The 15,997-nt window shown below is 73.9% G+C and carries 15 protein-coding genes; 8 read left to right on the top strand and 7 right to left on the bottom strand.

All coding sequences use genetic code 11. The features are described 5' to 3' along the window. Positions 1 to 56: 56 nt before the first annotated feature. Positions 57 to 941: an NAD-dependent protein deacetylase gene (locus DC008_RS33580; RefSeq protein ID WP_108710245.1), complete on the bottom strand. Its 885-nt coding sequence runs from the start codon at positions 939 to 941 to the stop codon at positions 57 to 59. A gap of 559 nt (positions 942 to 1,500) precedes the next feature. Further along, positions 1,501 to 2,379 carry a helix-turn-helix transcriptional regulator gene (locus DC008_RS33585; RefSeq protein WP_108710246.1) on the bottom strand — a complete coding sequence of 293 codons (879 nt, stop codon included), beginning with the start codon at positions 2,377 to 2,379 and terminating at the stop codon, positions 1,501 to 1,503. A 178-nt stretch (positions 2,380 to 2,557) separates the two neighbouring features. On the opposite strand from DC008_RS33585, the gene DC008_RS33590 reads away from it, so the two are divergent. Then, positions 2,558 to 3,421: an SDR family NAD(P)-dependent oxidoreductase gene (locus DC008_RS33590; RefSeq protein WP_108710247.1), complete on the top strand. Its 864-nt coding sequence runs from the start codon at positions 2,558 to 2,560 to the stop codon at positions 3,419 to 3,421. 419 nt (positions 3,422 to 3,840) lie between these two features. On the opposite strand, the gene DC008_RS33600 is transcribed toward DC008_RS33590, so the two are convergent. Genes DC008_RS33600 through DC008_RS33610 form a run of 3 tightly spaced genes read right to left on the bottom strand, consistent with a single transcriptional unit; the run spans position 3,841 to position 5,483 of the window. After that, positions 3,841 to 4,131, bottom strand: a complete 291-nt coding sequence (locus DC008_RS33600; RefSeq protein ID WP_108710248.1) for a DUF6510 family protein — start codon at positions 4,129 to 4,131, stop codon at positions 3,841 to 3,843. 33 nt (positions 4,132 to 4,164) lie between these two features. Further along, the gene (locus tag DC008_RS33605; protein WP_108710249.1) at positions 4,165 to 4,875 is read right to left on the bottom strand and encodes a ferredoxin reductase; all 711 of its coding nucleotides are present in this window, start codon (positions 4,873 to 4,875) and stop codon (positions 4,165 to 4,167) included. A gap of 2 nt (positions 4,876 to 4,877) precedes the next feature. Continuing rightward, positions 4,878 to 5,483 (bottom strand): molybdopterin-dependent oxidoreductase, encoded by a 606-nt coding sequence (locus DC008_RS33610; protein ID WP_108710250.1) that lies wholly within the window; start codon positions 5,481 to 5,483, stop codon positions 4,878 to 4,880. Positions 5,484 to 5,692: 209 nt separating this feature from the next. Between DC008_RS33610 and DC008_RS33615 the strand changes: the two genes are divergently transcribed. Further along, positions 5,693 to 6,988: a molybdopterin-dependent oxidoreductase gene (locus DC008_RS33615; RefSeq protein ID WP_108710251.1), complete on the top strand. Its 1,296-nt coding sequence runs from the start codon at positions 5,693 to 5,695 to the stop codon at positions 6,986 to 6,988. Then, the gene (locus tag DC008_RS33620; RefSeq protein ID WP_108710252.1) at positions 6,985 to 7,476 is read left to right on the top strand and encodes a hypothetical protein; all 492 of its coding nucleotides are present in this window, start codon (positions 6,985 to 6,987) and stop codon (positions 7,474 to 7,476) included. Before DC008_RS33615 ends, DC008_RS33620 begins: the two co-directional genes overlap by 4 nt. Before the next feature lie 173 nt (positions 7,477 to 7,649). Here the strand turns inward: DC008_RS33620 and DC008_RS33630 are convergent, their stop codons facing one another. Together DC008_RS33630 and DC008_RS33635 are read right to left on the bottom strand one after the other, a co-directional pair. Then, complete coding sequence (locus DC008_RS33630) at positions 7,650 to 9,113, bottom strand: glycoside hydrolase family 76 protein (RefSeq protein ID WP_108710253.1); 1,464 nt, start codon at positions 9,111 to 9,113, stop codon at positions 7,650 to 7,652. Between the two features lie 165 nt (positions 9,114 to 9,278). Further along, a complete protein-coding gene (locus tag DC008_RS33635) occupies positions 9,279 to 9,473 on the bottom strand; it encodes a hypothetical protein (RefSeq protein ID WP_108710254.1) in 195 nt (64 codons plus the stop codon). A 180-nt stretch (positions 9,474 to 9,653) separates the two neighbouring features. Between DC008_RS33635 and DC008_RS33640 the strand changes: the two genes are divergently transcribed. From DC008_RS33640 to DC008_RS33660, 5 genes are all read left to right on the top strand, one after another. Continuing rightward, positions 9,654 to 10,946: a sensor histidine kinase gene (locus DC008_RS33640; RefSeq protein WP_108710255.1), complete on the top strand. Its 1,293-nt coding sequence runs from the start codon at positions 9,654 to 9,656 to the stop codon at positions 10,944 to 10,946. Beyond that, positions 10,934 to 11,590 carry a response regulator transcription factor gene (locus DC008_RS33645; RefSeq protein WP_108710256.1) on the top strand — a complete coding sequence of 219 codons (657 nt, stop codon included), beginning with the start codon at positions 10,934 to 10,936 and terminating at the stop codon, positions 11,588 to 11,590. The genes DC008_RS33640 and DC008_RS33645 overlap by 13 nt, the downstream gene beginning before the upstream one ends. 120 nt (positions 11,591 to 11,710) lie before the next feature. Then, on the top strand, positions 11,711 to 12,622 hold the full coding sequence (locus DC008_RS33650; protein WP_244221453.1) for a CPBP family intramembrane glutamic endopeptidase: 912 nt from the start codon (positions 11,711 to 11,713) through the stop codon (positions 12,620 to 12,622). 38 nt (positions 12,623 to 12,660) lie between these two features. Further along, complete coding sequence (locus DC008_RS33655; RefSeq protein ID WP_108710258.1) at positions 12,661 to 13,428, top strand: ABC transporter ATP-binding protein; 768 nt, start codon at positions 12,661 to 12,663, stop codon at positions 13,426 to 13,428. Positions 13,429 to 13,431: 3 nt separating this feature from the next. Beyond that, positions 13,432 to 15,969 carry an FtsX-like permease family protein gene (locus tag DC008_RS33660; RefSeq protein ID WP_108710259.1) on the top strand — a complete coding sequence of 846 codons (2,538 nt, stop codon included), beginning with the start codon at positions 13,432 to 13,434 and terminating at the stop codon, positions 15,967 to 15,969. The last annotated feature ends 28 nt before the right edge of the window (positions 15,970 to 15,997 follow it).

Genomic DNA, 15,997 nt, shown 5'->3' on the forward strand with positions numbered 1-15,997 from the left:
CGCCGCGCACAACCATGCCGAGGAACTGGAACGGCGGAACCGCGCGTAGCGGCGCCTCAGTCGACCCGGATGTCCAGGCGGGCGGCGACCGACGTGAGGGCCGGGCCCAGGGGGAGCGCGACCCGGGTGAGGGCGTGGCGGTCGCCCCGGGTCGGGTCGCGGTTGACGATCAGGACCGGCTTTCCCGCCTCGGCGGCCTGCCGTACGAACCGCAGCCCGGACATCACCGTCAGCGAGGAGCCCAGGACCAGCAGCGACGTCGCCTCGGCGACCAGCGTGCGGCAGCGCTCGACGCGGGCCGGGGGGACGTTCTCGCCGAAGAACACGACGTCCGGCTTGAGGAGGCCCCCGCAGCGTGTGCAGGGCAGCACCTGGAAGTCCCTGACCTGCTCGTCGGTGAGGTCGGCGTCACCGTCCGGGTTGATCGCGGCGGCCACCGGGTCGAAGCCCGCGTTGGCCTCCTCCAGCCGGGCGGCCAGCTCGGCGCGCGGGCTGAAGGTCCCGCAGGACAGGCAGACCACCCGCGTGAGGCCGCCGTGCAGCTCCACGGCGTCGGTGCTGCCCGCGGCCTGGTGCAGACCGTCCACGTTCTGCGTGATCACACCCGTGAGCAGGCCGTGCCGTCCGAACGCGGCCACGGCCCGGTGCCCGGCGTTGGGGTGGGCCCGGCCGAAGGTCCGCCAGCCCAGGTGGCTGCGCGCCCAGTACCGGCGGCGGGCCTGGGCGCTGGACGTGAACTCCTGGTAGGTCATCGGGGTGTGCCGGCTCAGACTGCCGCCCTCGCCCCGGTAGTCGGGAATGCCGGACTCGGTGGAGATCCCCGCCCCGCTGAGCACCAGCACCCCGCCCGTGTCGAGCGCGTCGACGACCGGAGCGAGGTCCGTGGTGCCGGCCGGCCAGTCCTCGGCCGGCGTCCAGACGAGAGTGGGGCGCATCCGCATGCCGCAAGGGTACGCAGCGCGCCGGGCCGACGGTCCGTGCCCCAGCGCCAGACCGGTCCCCGCCCTCCGGGACGGCCGCCCAGTGTGCCGCGGCGGCGTCCAGGCGTGGCCCGGTCCTGGCCGGCTCGTCCCCGGTGAGCGGCGCGGGACCGACCCCGCGGCCCTCCGTGGGCAGGCCGCGCCAGTCCCGGTACGCCCAGTTCACCCGCAGCTCGGCGGCCGGCACCGCGTCGCCGTCCCGGCGCAGCACCTTCAGGCCCGAGCGCCGGTGCCGGCCCGGGGTGACGAGGAGGAACACCTGGAAGCCGGCCCCGCGCGCTGTGGCGCCCCAGAAGCCGTCCTCGATGCCGAGGGCGGTCTCCACGACGGCGTGCACCAGGTCGTGCGCCATGGTCGGGCCCACGGGCTGCGCGGGCAGCCGGACGTCCGGCCCTCTGCGGTCGCGGACGACGATCTCGTGCTGGTTCTCCGGCGGCTTCCGGAACGACATCGCCATCACGGCGAACGGTAGGCACGGGCCCGGCCGCCGCCAAACGATTTTGCGGCGGCCCCGGGCGGGTCAGGACTCCGGCGCGTGGTCCGCACGCGCGCCCGGCGCGTCCGTGAGCGTCCAACTGGCCAGCAGGTCCAGGGCCCGTTTCGACGCGGACCCGGCCTCGGCCGTGTACACGAACAGGGTGGTGTCCGGGTCGCCGGGCAGCGCCAGCGTCTCGAAGTCGACGGTGATCTCGCCGACGAGCGGATGGCGGAGCCGTTTGGAGCCGTACGTGCGCTGGTGGACGCGGTGCTGCTCCCACCACTCGTCGAACGCCCGGCTGCGGGCGCGCAGATCCTCGACGAGCGCGAGCGTCGCCGGGTCGTCGGGGGCCCGCCCGACCTCGAACCGCAGGCTCTCCACCGCGGCCCGCGCCTGGTCCTCCCAGTCCACGAACAGGGAGCGGGCGTCGTCGTCCAGGAACATCCAGCGCGCGTAGTTGCGCTCCCTGGGCGGCCGTTGGTCGAAGTCGCTGAACAGCGCCTTGGCCATCCGGTTCGCGGCGAGGATGTCGGTACGGCGGCCCAGGACCAGCGCGGGCTCGCCGTCGAGGGAGTCCAGGAGCTGGTAGAGCCCCGGACGCACCCGCTGGACCGGCCGGGGCCGCCGCCCGGGTGCCGCACCGCCGCCGATCAGGTCGTGCAGATGCGCGCGCCCGGTGGCGTCGAGGCCGAGGGCCCGGCCCAGGGCCTCCACCACCGCCGGGGAGGGCGTGATGGGCCGGCCCTGTTCGAGGCGCGTGTAGTAGTCGGTGGAGACACCGGCCAGGAAGGCGACCTCCTCGCGCCGCAGACCCGGCACCCGGCGCACCCGTCCGTCCGCGGGGAGCCCGGCCCGGGCGGGATCACCCTGACTTCGGGCCCGGCGCAGGAAGTCGGCGAGTTCCTTGTTCGTCTTGGCCACGCCACCAGTGTCGCCGAAACCGGCCGTCCCGGACTGGGTCCACGCGTCCTAGGTTGCGGCGTCCTCGGTCGCGCAGGGCGGGATATGCGGGCCCACGGCCGCCCTCGCGGTTCCAGTCTGGAGTCATGCCGAACACCGGGGAACCGCCCCGGACGGCCCGCTCCACAGGAGGACGATCATGGCTTTCCCGACCGACCGACCCGCCACCTGGTTCGTCACCGGCACCTCCCGCGGCCTGGGACTGGAACTGGTCCGGCAGCTCCTCGAGCGCGGTGACGGCGTCGCCGCGACCACCCGGTCGTCCGAGCGACTGCTCGCCGCGCTCGGCGACGACGTCGACACCAGGCGCCTGCTCCCGCTCACCGTCGACCTGCGGGACGACGAGCAGGTGAAGCAGGCGGTGCGCCGGACCACCGACCACTTCGGCGGCCTGGACGTCGTCGTCAACAACGCCGGCTACGGCTTCCTCGGCGCGGTCGAGGAGACCAGCGGCCGGGACGTCCGCGACATGCTCGACGTACAGGTCGTCGGCGTCTGGAACGTGCTGCGCGCCGCGCTGCCCGTCCTGCGCGAGCGGCGCTCCGGCCACATCGTGAACGTGTCCTCGGTCCTGGGACTGACCGCCGTGCCCGGCTGGGCGCTCTACTGCGCCGGCAAGTTCGCGCTGGAGGGCCTGAGCGAGGCGCTCGCCGCCGAGGCGGCCGACTTCGGGATCGACGTGACGATCGTCGAACCGGGCTACTTCCGCACCGACTTCCTCACCCAGGACTCCCTCGCCCTGCCCACCGCCACCACCGAGCACTACCCGGCGCTGCGCGAGATGGTCGAGTCCCATCTCAAGCTCCAGGGCAGCCAGCTCGGCGACCCGGTCAAGGGGGCCGCCGCGATCATCGACCGCGTGCGGACCGGTGAGGGACCGCTGCGTCAGGTGCTCGGCTCGGACTCGCACGCCTACGCCACCGCGAAGGTCCAGGCCCTCCAGGCCAACCTGGACGCCACCGCGGACTCCGCCCCCGCGACGGACTTCCCCGCCGCCGCGTAGAAGAGGGACCGGTGCCGCCGGCCGGGGTCAACGCCCCGGCCGGGCCCCTCTGCCGTGGGGCCGACGAGGACACGGATCGTGCTGCTGGTGCCGTTCGTTCTCCCGCTGCCGTAGGGCGCGGTCGACCTGCTGCGGGCGGCGGCGAGCACCGGCTCCCGCTGCCCCGGCCTGCAGACCGGCGCGGACGGCGAGCCGGAGCCCGCGCCCGTGCGCCCGGGCCGCACCTGCGCCCTGTCCTACGGCACCGCCACCGGCCGCTCCATCGGCACGAGCACGTACGAGCAGGTGAAGTACGCCCAGGAGGTCCGCCGGGGCGACCTTACGGCCCGGGGCACCGTCCTGATGGTGTACGGCGGGGGGCGTCGCCGTCGTCACCGTGGCCGCCCGCAGACGCGAGAACGCCGCCCGAGGATCCGACCCTACCGGGCGGTCCGGAAACGGAACGCGCCCTCCGCGCCGCCCAGCGTGAGCCAGGTGTGCTCCTCGTGCCGGACCAGGCGCAGCGCCACCTGGGAGCAGTGCGCGCAGCGCGCGGTCAGACCGGGCTCGGGGCCGTACACGTGCAGCTCGGCCAGCGGGCCGGTGGAGCCGCAGCCCGGACAGCGCCACCAGGCCCGGGTGACGTCGACGGAGAAGAGGTCCGACAGCGGCCCGGCGAGGCTGTTGCCGTCGAGGTGGGGGGAGTCGTGGTGCGGGGAGACCTGGGCCATCGATGACCTCCGGAAGTCGTGGGCAAGCGGGGCTCACCCGAACCGTTCGGTACGGATGCGGGCGGGGTTCTGCCCCGAGGACGTCAGCAGCTCGGCGGCCGTCTCGACGAAGGCGGTGGGCCCGCAGACGTAGACGGTCCCGGCGGGCGTGAGCCGGCTGACCACTGGTTCGAGGTCGGCCGCGGTGAGCCGCCCGGCGGCGCGCGTGCTGCCCGGCGGGGCCTGCCGCGTGTACAGGACGCGGACGTCCAGGTCGGGGCCGTCGGCCCGCAGCTCGTCGTGGTACCAGAGGTCGGGCTCGCCGCGCACGGAGTACACCAGCTGGAACGGGCCCCCGGTGGCCGTCTGCCGGCGGGCGCGGATCATCGCCATCAGCGGGACGACCCCGGAGCCGCCCGCCACCAGCAGCACCGGCTCGCTCTGCCCGGCCCGCCACACGAACCAGTTCCCCAGCGGACCGCGCACCTCCACCTCCGCCCCGATCGGCAGATCGTGCACGAGGTAGGGCGAGACCTCACCTCCGGCCGTCGACTGGACGCCCAGTTCGAGACGGTCGCCGTCGGCGGGCGCGGCCAGCGAGTAGCTGCGGGCCGCCTGATAGCCGTCGTCGGCGGTGAGCCGTACGTCGACATGCTGTCCGGCCAGGTGCCCGGGCCAGCCCGGAGCCTCCAGGACGAGGGTGCGGGCGGAGGCCGTCTGGTCCTCGCGCTTCACGAGCCGGGCGGAACGCCACGGGATCGGCATGGTCAGTCCCCCCAGTGCCGCTGCTCCCGCCAGGGGTCGCCGTAGTTGTGGTACCCGGCGGTCTCCCAGAACCCCGGCTCGTCGTCCTGCGTCAGCCGCAGGCCGCGCACCCACTTCGCGGACTTCCAGAAGTACAGGTGCGGCACGAGGAGGCGGGCGGGGCCGCCGTGCTCGGGGGAGAGGGGATAGTCGTCGTAGGTGTGCACGAGCCACGCCTTGCCGTCGAGGAGGTCCTCGAGGGGAAGGTTGGTGGTGTAGCCGCCGTAGCTGTGGGCCACGGCGTACTCGGCGGCGGTGTCGACGTCGGCGAGCAGGGTGTCGAGGCTGACCCCCCGCCATCGCGTGTCGAACTTCGACCAGCGGGTCACACAGTGGATGTCGTGCACGGACTCCTCCTGCGGGAGGGCCGTCATCTCGTCCCACGTCCAGCTGTGTTCCTCGCCGGCCTCCGTGGTGACGGTGAACGTCCATGTCTCGGTGGGCACCCTGGGGGTGGGACCGGCGGACAGGACGGGGAAGGACTCCGTCGGGTACTGCCCGGGCGGCAGACGTTCGCTGAGGGACGCGGGGCGACCGCGTCCGTGGAACCCGGGTGAAAGAGAACTCACAGCTCGTCTCCCTGAAACGGTGACATGTCGTCCCGCGCGAAGGACCCGTTCCTCACACTATTGAGCAGACGGCGGCCGTCGGCCACTCGCGCCCGGAAAGGCCGCCGTCAGACTTTCGTCACCTCGGCAAAAGACTTCCTTGGTCATCGGCGCCCTACTGTCCGGGACAGTCAGCACCGCCGCCCAGCCGAGAGCCGAGGCCCGCCCCCATGACCGACCGACGCGACCTACGTGCGCTGGTGGACCGCCTGCCCGTGTCCCCGCGCTTCTGGCACAGCCCCCTGCGCGGGACCTGGCTGACGTCCCTGCTCGGTGCCGTACTGCTGGCCGGCGTGCCGCTGGTGTTCGTGACGGGCCTGCTGTCGTACGCCGCCTACAACCCGGATCTGTCGCCGCTGAACGACAAGACGCCGGACAAGGGCCTGCTCGGCTTCTACCTCTTCGCATGGCCGACCCGTCCGTACTGGCTGTACCGGGTCACCCAGGGCGTCCACGTCACCGTGGGTGTGGCGCTGATCCCGGTGCTGCTCGCCAAGCTGTGGTCGGTCATCCCGCGGTTCTTCGCCCTGCCGCCCGTACGGTCCGTGGCCCAGGCACTGGAGCGCCTCTCCCTGCTGTTCCTGGTGGGCGGCGGCCTGTTCACCTTCCTCACCGGCGTCCTCAACGTCCAGCTCGACTACGTCTTCCCCGGCTCCTTCTACCGCCTGCACTTCTACGGCGCCTGGGTCTTCATGTCCGCCTTCGCCGCCCACGCAGCGCTGCGGATCCCGGGGACCGTACGCACCCTTCGGGAGCACGGCGGCCCGCTCGCGTACGTCCGCTCCACCACCGCCCGCCCGGCGTCCTCCGACGACCTGGCCGCTCCCGACCCGGCGCCGCCGACCCTCTCGCGGCGCGGGCTGGCCGCACTCGTCGGAGGCGGCTCGCTGCTGCTGCTCCTCACCACGGCCGGGCAGAGCATCGGCGGGCCGCTGCGCCGCACCGCGCTGTTCGCCCCGCACGGAGGCGGCGACCCCGGTAGCGGACCCAACGGCTTCCAGATCAACAAGCCGGCCGCCCTCGCCGGTGTCACCGACCGGCAGACGGGGGAGGCATGGCGTCTCGTGGTCACCGGACCCCGAGGCCAAGTACGCCTGTCACGCGCCGACTTGCTGGCCATGCCCCAGCACACCGCCGCCCTGCCCATCGCCTGTGTCGAGGGCTGGTCGACGGAGAACCAGCACTGGCGAGGCGTACGACTGCGCGACCTGGCCGCGCTCGTCGGGTACGAGCCGGACGGGGCGCCGGACGTCCTGGTGGAGTCCCTGCAACTGCACGGCTCCTTCCGCCGGGCGGCCCTGCGCCACAACCAGGTGCGCGACGCCGACTCACTCCTCGCCCTCCAGGTCAACGGCGCCGACCTGTCGCCGGACCACGGCTACCCGGCGCGCGTCATCGTTCCGGCGGCCCCCGGTGTCCTCAACACCAAGTGGGTCGCCCGGCTGTCCTTCGGGAGGGTGGTATGACGAACACGCCGAACCCCGCGCCGGGTTCGCGGAGCGCGGGACTGTGGTGGCGCCGCTGGTACGGGGCGGGCCCCGGGCACCTGCTGCTCACCGCCGCCTCACTCGTTCTGGTCTGCTACGCGGGCCTGCGGCTGCTGGACGCCGACGAGTGGATCACGGTCGTGTACTGGGTGGTCGGCGCGGCCCTGGTGCACGACCTGGTCCTCGTCCCCCTGTACTCGGTGATCGACGCGGGCCTGCGCGCGCTGTTCGGCTCGCGCGCCCCCTTCCTGCTGAACCACGTACGGCTGCCCGCCACCGCGTCCGCCCTGCTGCTGCTGGTGTGGTTCCCGTTGATCAGCGGCGGCGTGGCCCGCTACGAGCCGGCCACGCGGCTGCCGGGCGATGTCTTCCTCGTCCGCTGGCTCCTGGTGACAGCGGCCCTGTTCGCCGTCTCCCTGGCCGTGGCGGCACTGCGGGCCCTGCGCCGCCGCCAACGCTCGCGCTAGGTCGTGTCCGTAAAGTCGCGTCGTCCGCCCGTAGGGCGGGCCGAGCGGAGTCCGGTGCGTGCTCTCGGCGCGCCGGACGGGCTCCCGCGTACTGGTTGTACGCGGGTGGCCGGCCGGTGCGGCGAGAGGGCGTGCCGGGCGTCGAACGGCAGGCGGGACTTTGCGGACACGGCCTAGGGCGTCGCGTTCAGCAGATCCAGCGCGCTCTGCTGCCGTGCCGCGTCCACCGTGTCGACGGGGCCCGACCAGCGCAGCCCGTAGTGGTCGAGCGGGGTGCGGTCGCTGCCGTGGGCGCGGTCGGCCTGGCCGCGCAGATACGCCGTGTAGGGGTGGTCCGGCAGCGCCGCGTCCAGCTTGCGCAGCCCGCGCACGTGCGCGCCCTTGAACGACGGACCGTCGGCACCGCAGTCACCGCCCTCGCAGGGGTCGCGCAGGATGCCGTCGGCGGTGTGGAGGGAGGGGGCGGTCGTCGCGGCGTCGGCGATCCGGCGGGCCCTGGCCAGCAGGGCGCCGTCCCCGGTGGCCCGGTGCAGCTCGGTGAGGGCGCCGAGCAGGACGCCCTGGTTGTAGGACCAGACGGGCTGCCCGTTGTTCCGGCAGGTGCCCAGGTCGATCCCGTCGTTCACCAGCTGCGCGGAGTTGATCATCCCGGTGCCCTGGAACCACGCCCAGCCCGCCCGGGCGCGGTCCCGGTACGTCGTGTCGCCGGCGATCCGGTTGTGCAGGGCCGCGTTGAGGTGGATGTACAGGGAGTTGGCGATGGCGTTCTTGTACGTCCGTGCCGTGCTCCACCACACGCCGCCCCCGCAGGTGCCGTCCCAGTAGGCCGCCATGTGCTCGGCGTCCGCGCGGGCCGTGGCGAGATAGCGGGCGTCCCCGGTCAGGTCGTACGCGGCGATCCAGGCCAGCCCCCACCAGCCGGTGTCGTCGATGTAGTCGTTGCGGAACTGCCCGCCCTGCGCGGTCACGTTCAGGTCGTAGGTGCGGGAGATCGCGTACCGGTAACTCCCCATCCCTGACGCGCGGATGTTGTCGATGACCGCGGTCAGGGCGTTCGCCGAGTTCCACCAGCCGGTCGTGGCGAACAGGCCGGTCGCGTAAGAGTAGAAGGTCATCAGCCCGGTGGCCGCCGCCGTCCGCCGGTCACCGGCGTTCCAGGTGGTGCGCGCCCACGGCGTGCAGGCGATCTCGGTCCGGTCGCCGGCCCTGCCGCAGGCGCGCAGCGCGCCGACGCCGTGGCCGGCCCAGTCGTCCACGTTGTACATCAGCGTGCGCCAGCCCCGGCGTTCGGCGGGCACCGTCGTGGCGCCGAGCCGGCTCCCGGCGCTCCAGGACCGTCCGCCGTCGAAGGACCGGTCGAGCCAGACCTCGTCGCCGGGGCTGCCGTTGTCGAGGGAGGCCCAGCCCATGGCGTCGGCGTCGTCGAAGTGCAGCACGATCGACCGCCCGAACAGGGAGGCCGTCACCGGCGTACGGTCGCCGGGGGAGAGGGCGGGGTCGCGGGCGTCGCAGAACTTGTTGCAGACGGCCGCCTTCGGAGCCGGGGCGGAGGCGGCCTGCGGGGCGAGCCCCACGAGCAGCGCCAGCGCGCACAGCGCGGCCCACGGGGACCGGAGGAGCCTTCGTACGGGAGTCATGGGGCCTCCCTGCCAGGGCGGTGCCCCTCTCCTTGCGGCCACCGCCACGAGCGTCGGCCTGGGGAACCGGAGGACGGATGAGAGAGCGCTCTCGGAACGTAACGGCGGGGGCGAGGGACGTCAATGGGCCGCGTGCACACCGAAGTTGCACGCCAGACCTGCCGGTCACCCGTGCTCGCGCCACCGCCGGACCGCCAGCGTCGCCGCCGTCACCGCGGTGAACGCCCCGAAGGCCAGGTTCACGGCCGTGTCGGCACCGGCGAGGGACGCCACGGCATTGCCCAGCACGCTGATCACGAGCGCCGGCCACAGCAGGGCACGGGCGAGGTCGACGCGGGCGGGCGATTCGGGACGGGACATGGCTCCTCCTAGGGGGGGCGACGTGTGGTGATCCGACGCTAGGCACCACCGCCCACCCCTTCGATCCCGCAGGCACCCGGCCCCGGGGTACAGCAGGCTCTACCTGCCGCCGAGCGGGGTCATGACGGCTCACCTCCTCTTATAGGGTCGTTCGCGCCGCGCTCGACGGAAGGAGTGGGCATGTCGAACGGCGACGAACACCCGGGCACAGGCCGGCGGGGGTACGTCGGGGGAGTCGTGCGGGACGCGCTGGGCGCGATCAGGCAGCTGGTCTCCGGCCTCCGTACGGCCTTTCTCGCGCTGCTCGTCCTCATCCTGCTGGTCGTCTGTGCCCTCACCGTCCCCCTCGGCATGGGGCTGCTCGCCGCGCCGGCCGCGCTGCGCGCCCTGCATCGGCTGGCCGGTGCGGAACGCGCGCGGCTCGCCCGCTTCGGGCCCGAGGTGGTGGCACCCGAGCCGCCGACGGACAGCCCGCGCGCCGCCCTGCGCGACCCCACCACCCGGCGTGAACTGCGCTGGCTCGCCCGGCATGTCGTCGTGGGCCTGCCGCTGGGGCTCTTCGGCTTCTTGCTGCCGATCCTCGCCGTACGGGATCTGACGTTCCCGCTGTACTGGCGGTTCGTGCCGGCGGACGTGACGGCCACGTCCATCGGGATCGGCTCGTCGACCTCATGGGCGGACGCCGTCGCCGTCGCGCTCCTCGGCGTCGGCTGGATCGCCATCGTCCTGGGCCTCGGCCCCGCCATGGCACGCGCCCAGGCCAATCCCGGGCGGCGCTTGCTCGCGGCCGGCCCGGAGACCGACCTCTCCCTGCGTGTCGCCGAACTGACCGCGACCCGTGCCGCCGCACTGGACGCCCACGCCGCCGAACTCCGCCGTATCGAACGCGCCTTGCACGACGGCACACAGAACCGGATCGTGTCCGTGACCGTGCTGCTCGGCGCCGCCCGCCGGATGGTGGCCCGCGACCCCGCCGGTGCCCAGGAACTCCTGGAGCGCGCCCAGTCCGCCGCCGAGCAGGCGCTCGCCGACCTGCGGGCCGTCTCCCGCAGCATCCTGCCGCCCGTGCTGTCCGACCGGGGCCTGGCCGGGGCGCTCACCGGGCTCGCCGCCGAGTGCGCCGTTCCGTGCCGTGTCGACGTGGATGTGCCCCGGCGCTGCGCCGCCTCCGTGGAGGCGACCGCCTACTTCGTCGTCGCCGAGGCCCTCACCAACGTCGCCAAGCACAGCGGCGCGAGCCGGGCCACCGTCACCGCCCGGCTCACCGGCGGACGGCTTCTGCTGGCCGTCGAGGACGACGGGCACGGCGGCGCCACGGCCCCGTCCGAGTCCGGCGACGGCGGGCCGCCCGGCGCCGGCTCCGGACTCGCCGGCATCCGGCGGCGCGTCGCCGCACACGACGGTACGTTCCGACTGGCGAGCCCGCCGGGCGGCCCGACAACCCTGGAAGTGGACCTGCCATGCGGATCGTGATCGCCGAGGACGACCCCCTCCTGCGCGAAGGGCTGGCCCTGCTGCTGCGCGCCGAGTCCCTCGACGTGGTCGCCACGGCCGGCACCGCCGAGGACGCCCTGGACGCCGTCGACCGTCACAAGCCGGACGTGGCCATCCTCGACGTCCGTATGCCACCCACCCACACCGACGAAGGCATCCGCGCCGCTGTCGAGGCCCGGCGCCGCCATCCCTCCCTCGCCGTGCTCGTCCTCTCCGCCTACGTCGAGCAGAGCTTCGCCACCGAACTGCTCACCGGCGGTGTCGGCGGTCTCGGTTACCTGCTGAAGGAACGCGTCGGCCGGGTCGAGGAGTTCCTCGACGCGCTGCACAGGGTCGCCGACGGCGGGACCGCCATCGACCCCGAGGTCGTCGCCCAGCTCTTCACGCGGTCCCGTCGGGACACCCGCCTGGAACGTCTCAGCCCCCGCGAGAAGGACGTGCTCGGCCTGATGGCCGAGGGCCTGGGCAACAGCGCCATCGCGGAGCGGCTCGTCGTCACCGACGGAGCCGTCCACAAGCACATCCGCAGCATCTTCGCCAAGCTCGACCTGGCCCCGACGGACCAGGTGGACCGGCGGGTCGCGGCCGTCCTGCACTACCTGGAGGACGCCCGCCGACGGTGACGGAACCGCCCCGGGGTACAGCCTGCTGTACCCCCACTCGGGGTGTGCGCGGCAATGATCGGCCGGGCTCCCGGTGGTGTGCTGAGGACACGTCGTCAGCGACCGCCGAGAGGACCCCCAGTGAGTACCGACACCCCCGCACGGACCAGCACACCACCGGTCGAGCGCCCGCTGCGCGGCAGCGTCCGCCGCCGGCCGCTGACCTGGTTCTTCTCGTTGGCCTACGGACTGAGCTGGGCGGCCTGGCTGCCGTACGTCCTCTCCGAGAACGGCCTGGGCGTCTGGCACTTCACCTTCCCCGGCGGCGCCGGCGCCTCCCAGCTCACCGGGGTCCTGCCCGGCGCCTACCTCGGCCCCATCGGCTCGGCGCTGCTGATCATCGCCCTCACCGAGGGACGCGCCGGACTGCGCACCTGGCGGAGCCGCATGACCCGCTTCAAGGTGAGCTGGCGCTGGTACCTGGCCGTCCTCGTGTCGGTGCCGCTCGCGCTCACCCTGGCCTCCGTGGTGCTGTCCGGCGACGGCCCCGCGCGGCCGTCCGCCACGGTGGTCCTTGCGTTCCTGCCGGGCCTGATCGCCCAGCTGATCACCACCGGGCTCGCGGAGGAGCCGGGCTGGCGCGAGTTCGCGATGCCGCGCATGCAGCGCCGCCACGGCCCCCTCGCCGCCACCCTCGTCGTCGGTGTCCTGTGGGGCGGCTGGCACCTGCCGTTGTTCCTCACCGACTGGGGCGGCGGCCCGGACGTCGCCTGGACGGAACCGGTCGAATTCGTGGCGACGGCCACCCTGTTCAGCTTCGTGATGACCTGGGTGTTCAACCGGTCCGGCGAGAGCATGCCGCTGGTCATGCTGCTGCACTGCGGGGTCAACAACTACTTCTCGATCGCCGGTGAGGACCTGTTCCCCGGGATGTCCCACGCCGACGTGACCCACGCCTTGTTCCTGGCCTCCCGCGCCGGAGCGGTCATCGCACTCGTCGCCACCCGAGGCCGCCTGGGCCTGCCGAAGCGGCAGCCCGCCCTCACCGTCTGAACCCGCCTCCGACTCACCTGTCCCGAAAGGTACCTCCGATGCACCCGTCGTCCCCGGCCGCCCGTGCCGTCACCCTGGAAGGCGTCACCAGGACATACGACGGCGAGCAGCCCGTCGTGGCCCTCGCCGGCGTCGACATCGACTTCCGCCGCGGCACCTTCACCGCCGTCATGGGTCCGTCCGGCTCCGGCAAGAGCACCCTGCTGCACTGCGCCGCCGGACTCGACCGGCCCACCTCAGGCCGCGTACGGATCGGCGAGAGCGACCTGTCGTCGCTGTCCGAGAAGGACCTGACCGTGCTGCGCCGCACCCGCGTCGGTTTCGTCTTCCAGGCGTTCAACCTGGTGCCCGCCCTGACCGTGGAACAGAACATCATGCTGCCGTCCCGGCTGGCCCGCAGCGCCCCCGGCCCGCGCTGGGTCCAGGAGGTCGTCGAACGGGTCGGCCTGGGCGCCCGGTTGAGCCACCGGCCCTCCGAACTGTCCGGCGGGCAGCAGCAGCGGGTCGCGATCGCCCGCGCGCTCGTCTCCCGCCCCGAGGTGATCTTCTGCGACGAGCCGACCGGCGCCCTGGACACGCAGACCGCCGCGGAGGTGCTCACGCTGCTGCGCGCCGTCGTCGACGACGCCGGCCAGACCGTGATCATGGTGACGCACGACCCGGTCGCCGCGTCCTACGCCGACCGTGTCGTCGTCCTCGCCGACGGCCGCGTCGTACGGGACATGCCGCAGCCCGGAGCCGCCCGCATCGCCGAGCAACTGGCCCACCTCGGGCGCCCGTCGTACGCCGTGCACGGGGAGGGCTGAGCCGTGCTCTCCCTGGCCGCGCAGATGCTGCGCTTCCGCAAGGGCGGTTTCATCGCCACGTTCGTCGCGCTCGCCGCGGGCGTCGCCGTCCTGATGACCTGCGCGCTGCTCGTGGAGTCGGGCCTGCGGTACCACGGCACCCCGCAGCGCTACGCCCGGACCGTCGCCGTCGTCGCCGACCGGGACCTGACCGTCACCCACACGACGCTGGGGGAGAAGGAGTCCACCACCCTGCCCCTGCCGGAACGCGGCAGCGTCCCCGAGTCCCTCGTGCCCCGGATCGCCGCCCTGCCGGGCGTGTCGAAGGCGGTGGGCGAGCGGTGGATACCGGTCACGTCACCCGCCGCACCCGGCACCCGGGTCACCGGGCACGGCTGGTCGAGCACCCCGCTCGCCCCGTACCGGCTGGTCGCCGGGGCGCCACCGAGGTCCGACGCCGACATCGCCGTCGACTCCCGGCTGGCGGACACGGCGCGGCTGCACGTCGGCGACCGCAGCGAGGTCGTCACAGGGGGCCGCACCCTCGCGGTACGGATCAGCGGCATCGTAGAGGCGCCCGCCGCCCGAGGGAGCGGCAGCGCGCTGTTCTTCACGGACGCCCGGGCGGCCCGCCTCGACCCGCGCCCCGGCCGGTTCGACGCGATCGGCGTGCTCGCCGAGCCCGGCACCGACCCGGCGGCCGTCGTCACGGCCGTCCGCCGCGTCGCGGACCGCGCGGGCGTCACCACCTACACCGGCGAGGACCGCGGACTGGCCGAGGAACCCGAGGCGGCCGCAGCCCGTGACCTGACCGTCCGGGCCGGCAGCGCCTTCGGCGGCTACGCAGCGGTCGTCATCGTCTTCGTGGCGGCCTCCACGGTCGGTCTGTCGGTGCGTCACCGCCGCCGCGAGCTGGCCCTGTTGCGGGCCGTCGCGGCGACCCCCGGCCAGGTCCGGGCGATGATCCTCGCCGAGGTGGGCCTGCTCGGCGCGCTGGCCGCGCTCGTCGGCGTCCCCACCGGCCTGGCCGCCACCGGCTGGATCCGCGACGAACTCGTGGACCGGCACTTCGTCCCCGAGACGTTCGCCGTACGCGGCGGTCTGCTGTCCGGACTCGCGGTCACCGCCGCCGTCGCCCTGGTCGCGCCGGCCGCCGCGTGGATCGCCGCCCTGCGCACCACACGGATCAGGCCGACGGAGGCGCTCGGCGAGGCCGCCGTCGAGAAGGGCCTCGGCGGCCGGGCGCGGATCGTGTCCGGCCTGGTGTTCCTCGCGGTGGGCGTGTCCCTGATCGGGGTCACGGGTGCCACCGCCGGTGACACGGCACTCGGGGCCGCCATCGGCATGCTCTACACCTTCGTCCTCGCCATCGCGCTCCTCGCCCCCTGGATCAACCAGGGCGCGGCGCGTCTGCTCACCCCGGTCCTGCGCACGGTGTGGGGGAACAGCGGCTACCTCGCCGCCGCCAATCTGCGGGCGAGCGCCCGCGGCATGGTGGCCGTGCTGACCGCACTGGTGCTCTCCATCGGCCTCGGCGGCACCGTGTGGTTCCTCCAGGACAACCTCCAGCGCCAGACCGAGGCGCAGGCCCACGACGGCACCCGCGCCCGGCACGCCCTCTTGAGCGGTGCGGGCCTGCCCGCCTCCGCCTCCGAACAGGCCCGGCACATCCCGGGAGTCGAGGCCGCCACCGGAGTACGGCGCACGGCCGTGGTCGTGCGGGGCGGTCTGGAACCGACGACGGCATCCGCCCAGGGCATCGATCCGAAGGGCGCCGACCGGACCATGGACCTCGGCGTGCGGTCCGGCGGCCTCGAAGCCCTCGGCGGCAAGGACACCGTCGCCGTCTCCACCGCACTCGCCGGGTCCGCCGGCTGGGAGGTCGGCGACCGGGCACACCTGTGGCTCGGCGACGGCACCCCCGTCACCCTGCGGGTCGTCGCCGTCTACGACCGGGGGTTCGGCTTCGGTGACGTCACCCTCGGCAAGGCCACGCTCGCCGGGCACACCCGGACCGGCCTCGACGACCACGTCCTCGTCCGCACCGCCGCCGACGCCTCCCCGGCCGAGGTGAGCGCGGCCCTCGCCGCCCTCGCCCGCCAGTACCCGGGGGCCGCCGTCACCGGCACGGGCCGGCTGACCGCGGAACTCGCGGCGGACCTCGCCGTCAGCGCCTGGCTCAACCGGATGCTCATCCTCGTCCTCGTCGGCTACGCCGTCCTCGCCGCCGCCAACACCCTGATCATGGCCGCGCTGGCCCGCACCGGGGAACTGTCCCTGCTCCGCCTGGTCGGGGTGACCCGGGGCCAGATCAAGCGGATGATCCACGCCGAGCAGGCGGGGTTGCTGGGGGTCGCCCTCGCCGTCGGCGGGGCCATCGCCGCCGTCACCTTGTCCTCGGTCGTCAACGCCGTCACCGGCGAACGCGTCCCCTACGTGCCCGTGCTCGGCTGGGTCACGATCGTCGCGGGCACGGTCACGCTGGCCCTGGTCGCCGTGCTGCTGCCCATCGGCCGGGTGCTGCGTGTCAGCCCGGTACGGGGGATCGGGCTCCGGGAGTAGCGGCCCGGGGAGGCCGTCGGCCCCCACT

The sequence above is a fragment of the Streptomyces nigra genome (assembly GCF_003074055.1).
Taxonomy (GTDB): domain Bacteria; phylum Actinomycetota; class Actinomycetes; order Streptomycetales; family Streptomycetaceae; genus Streptomyces; species Streptomyces nigra.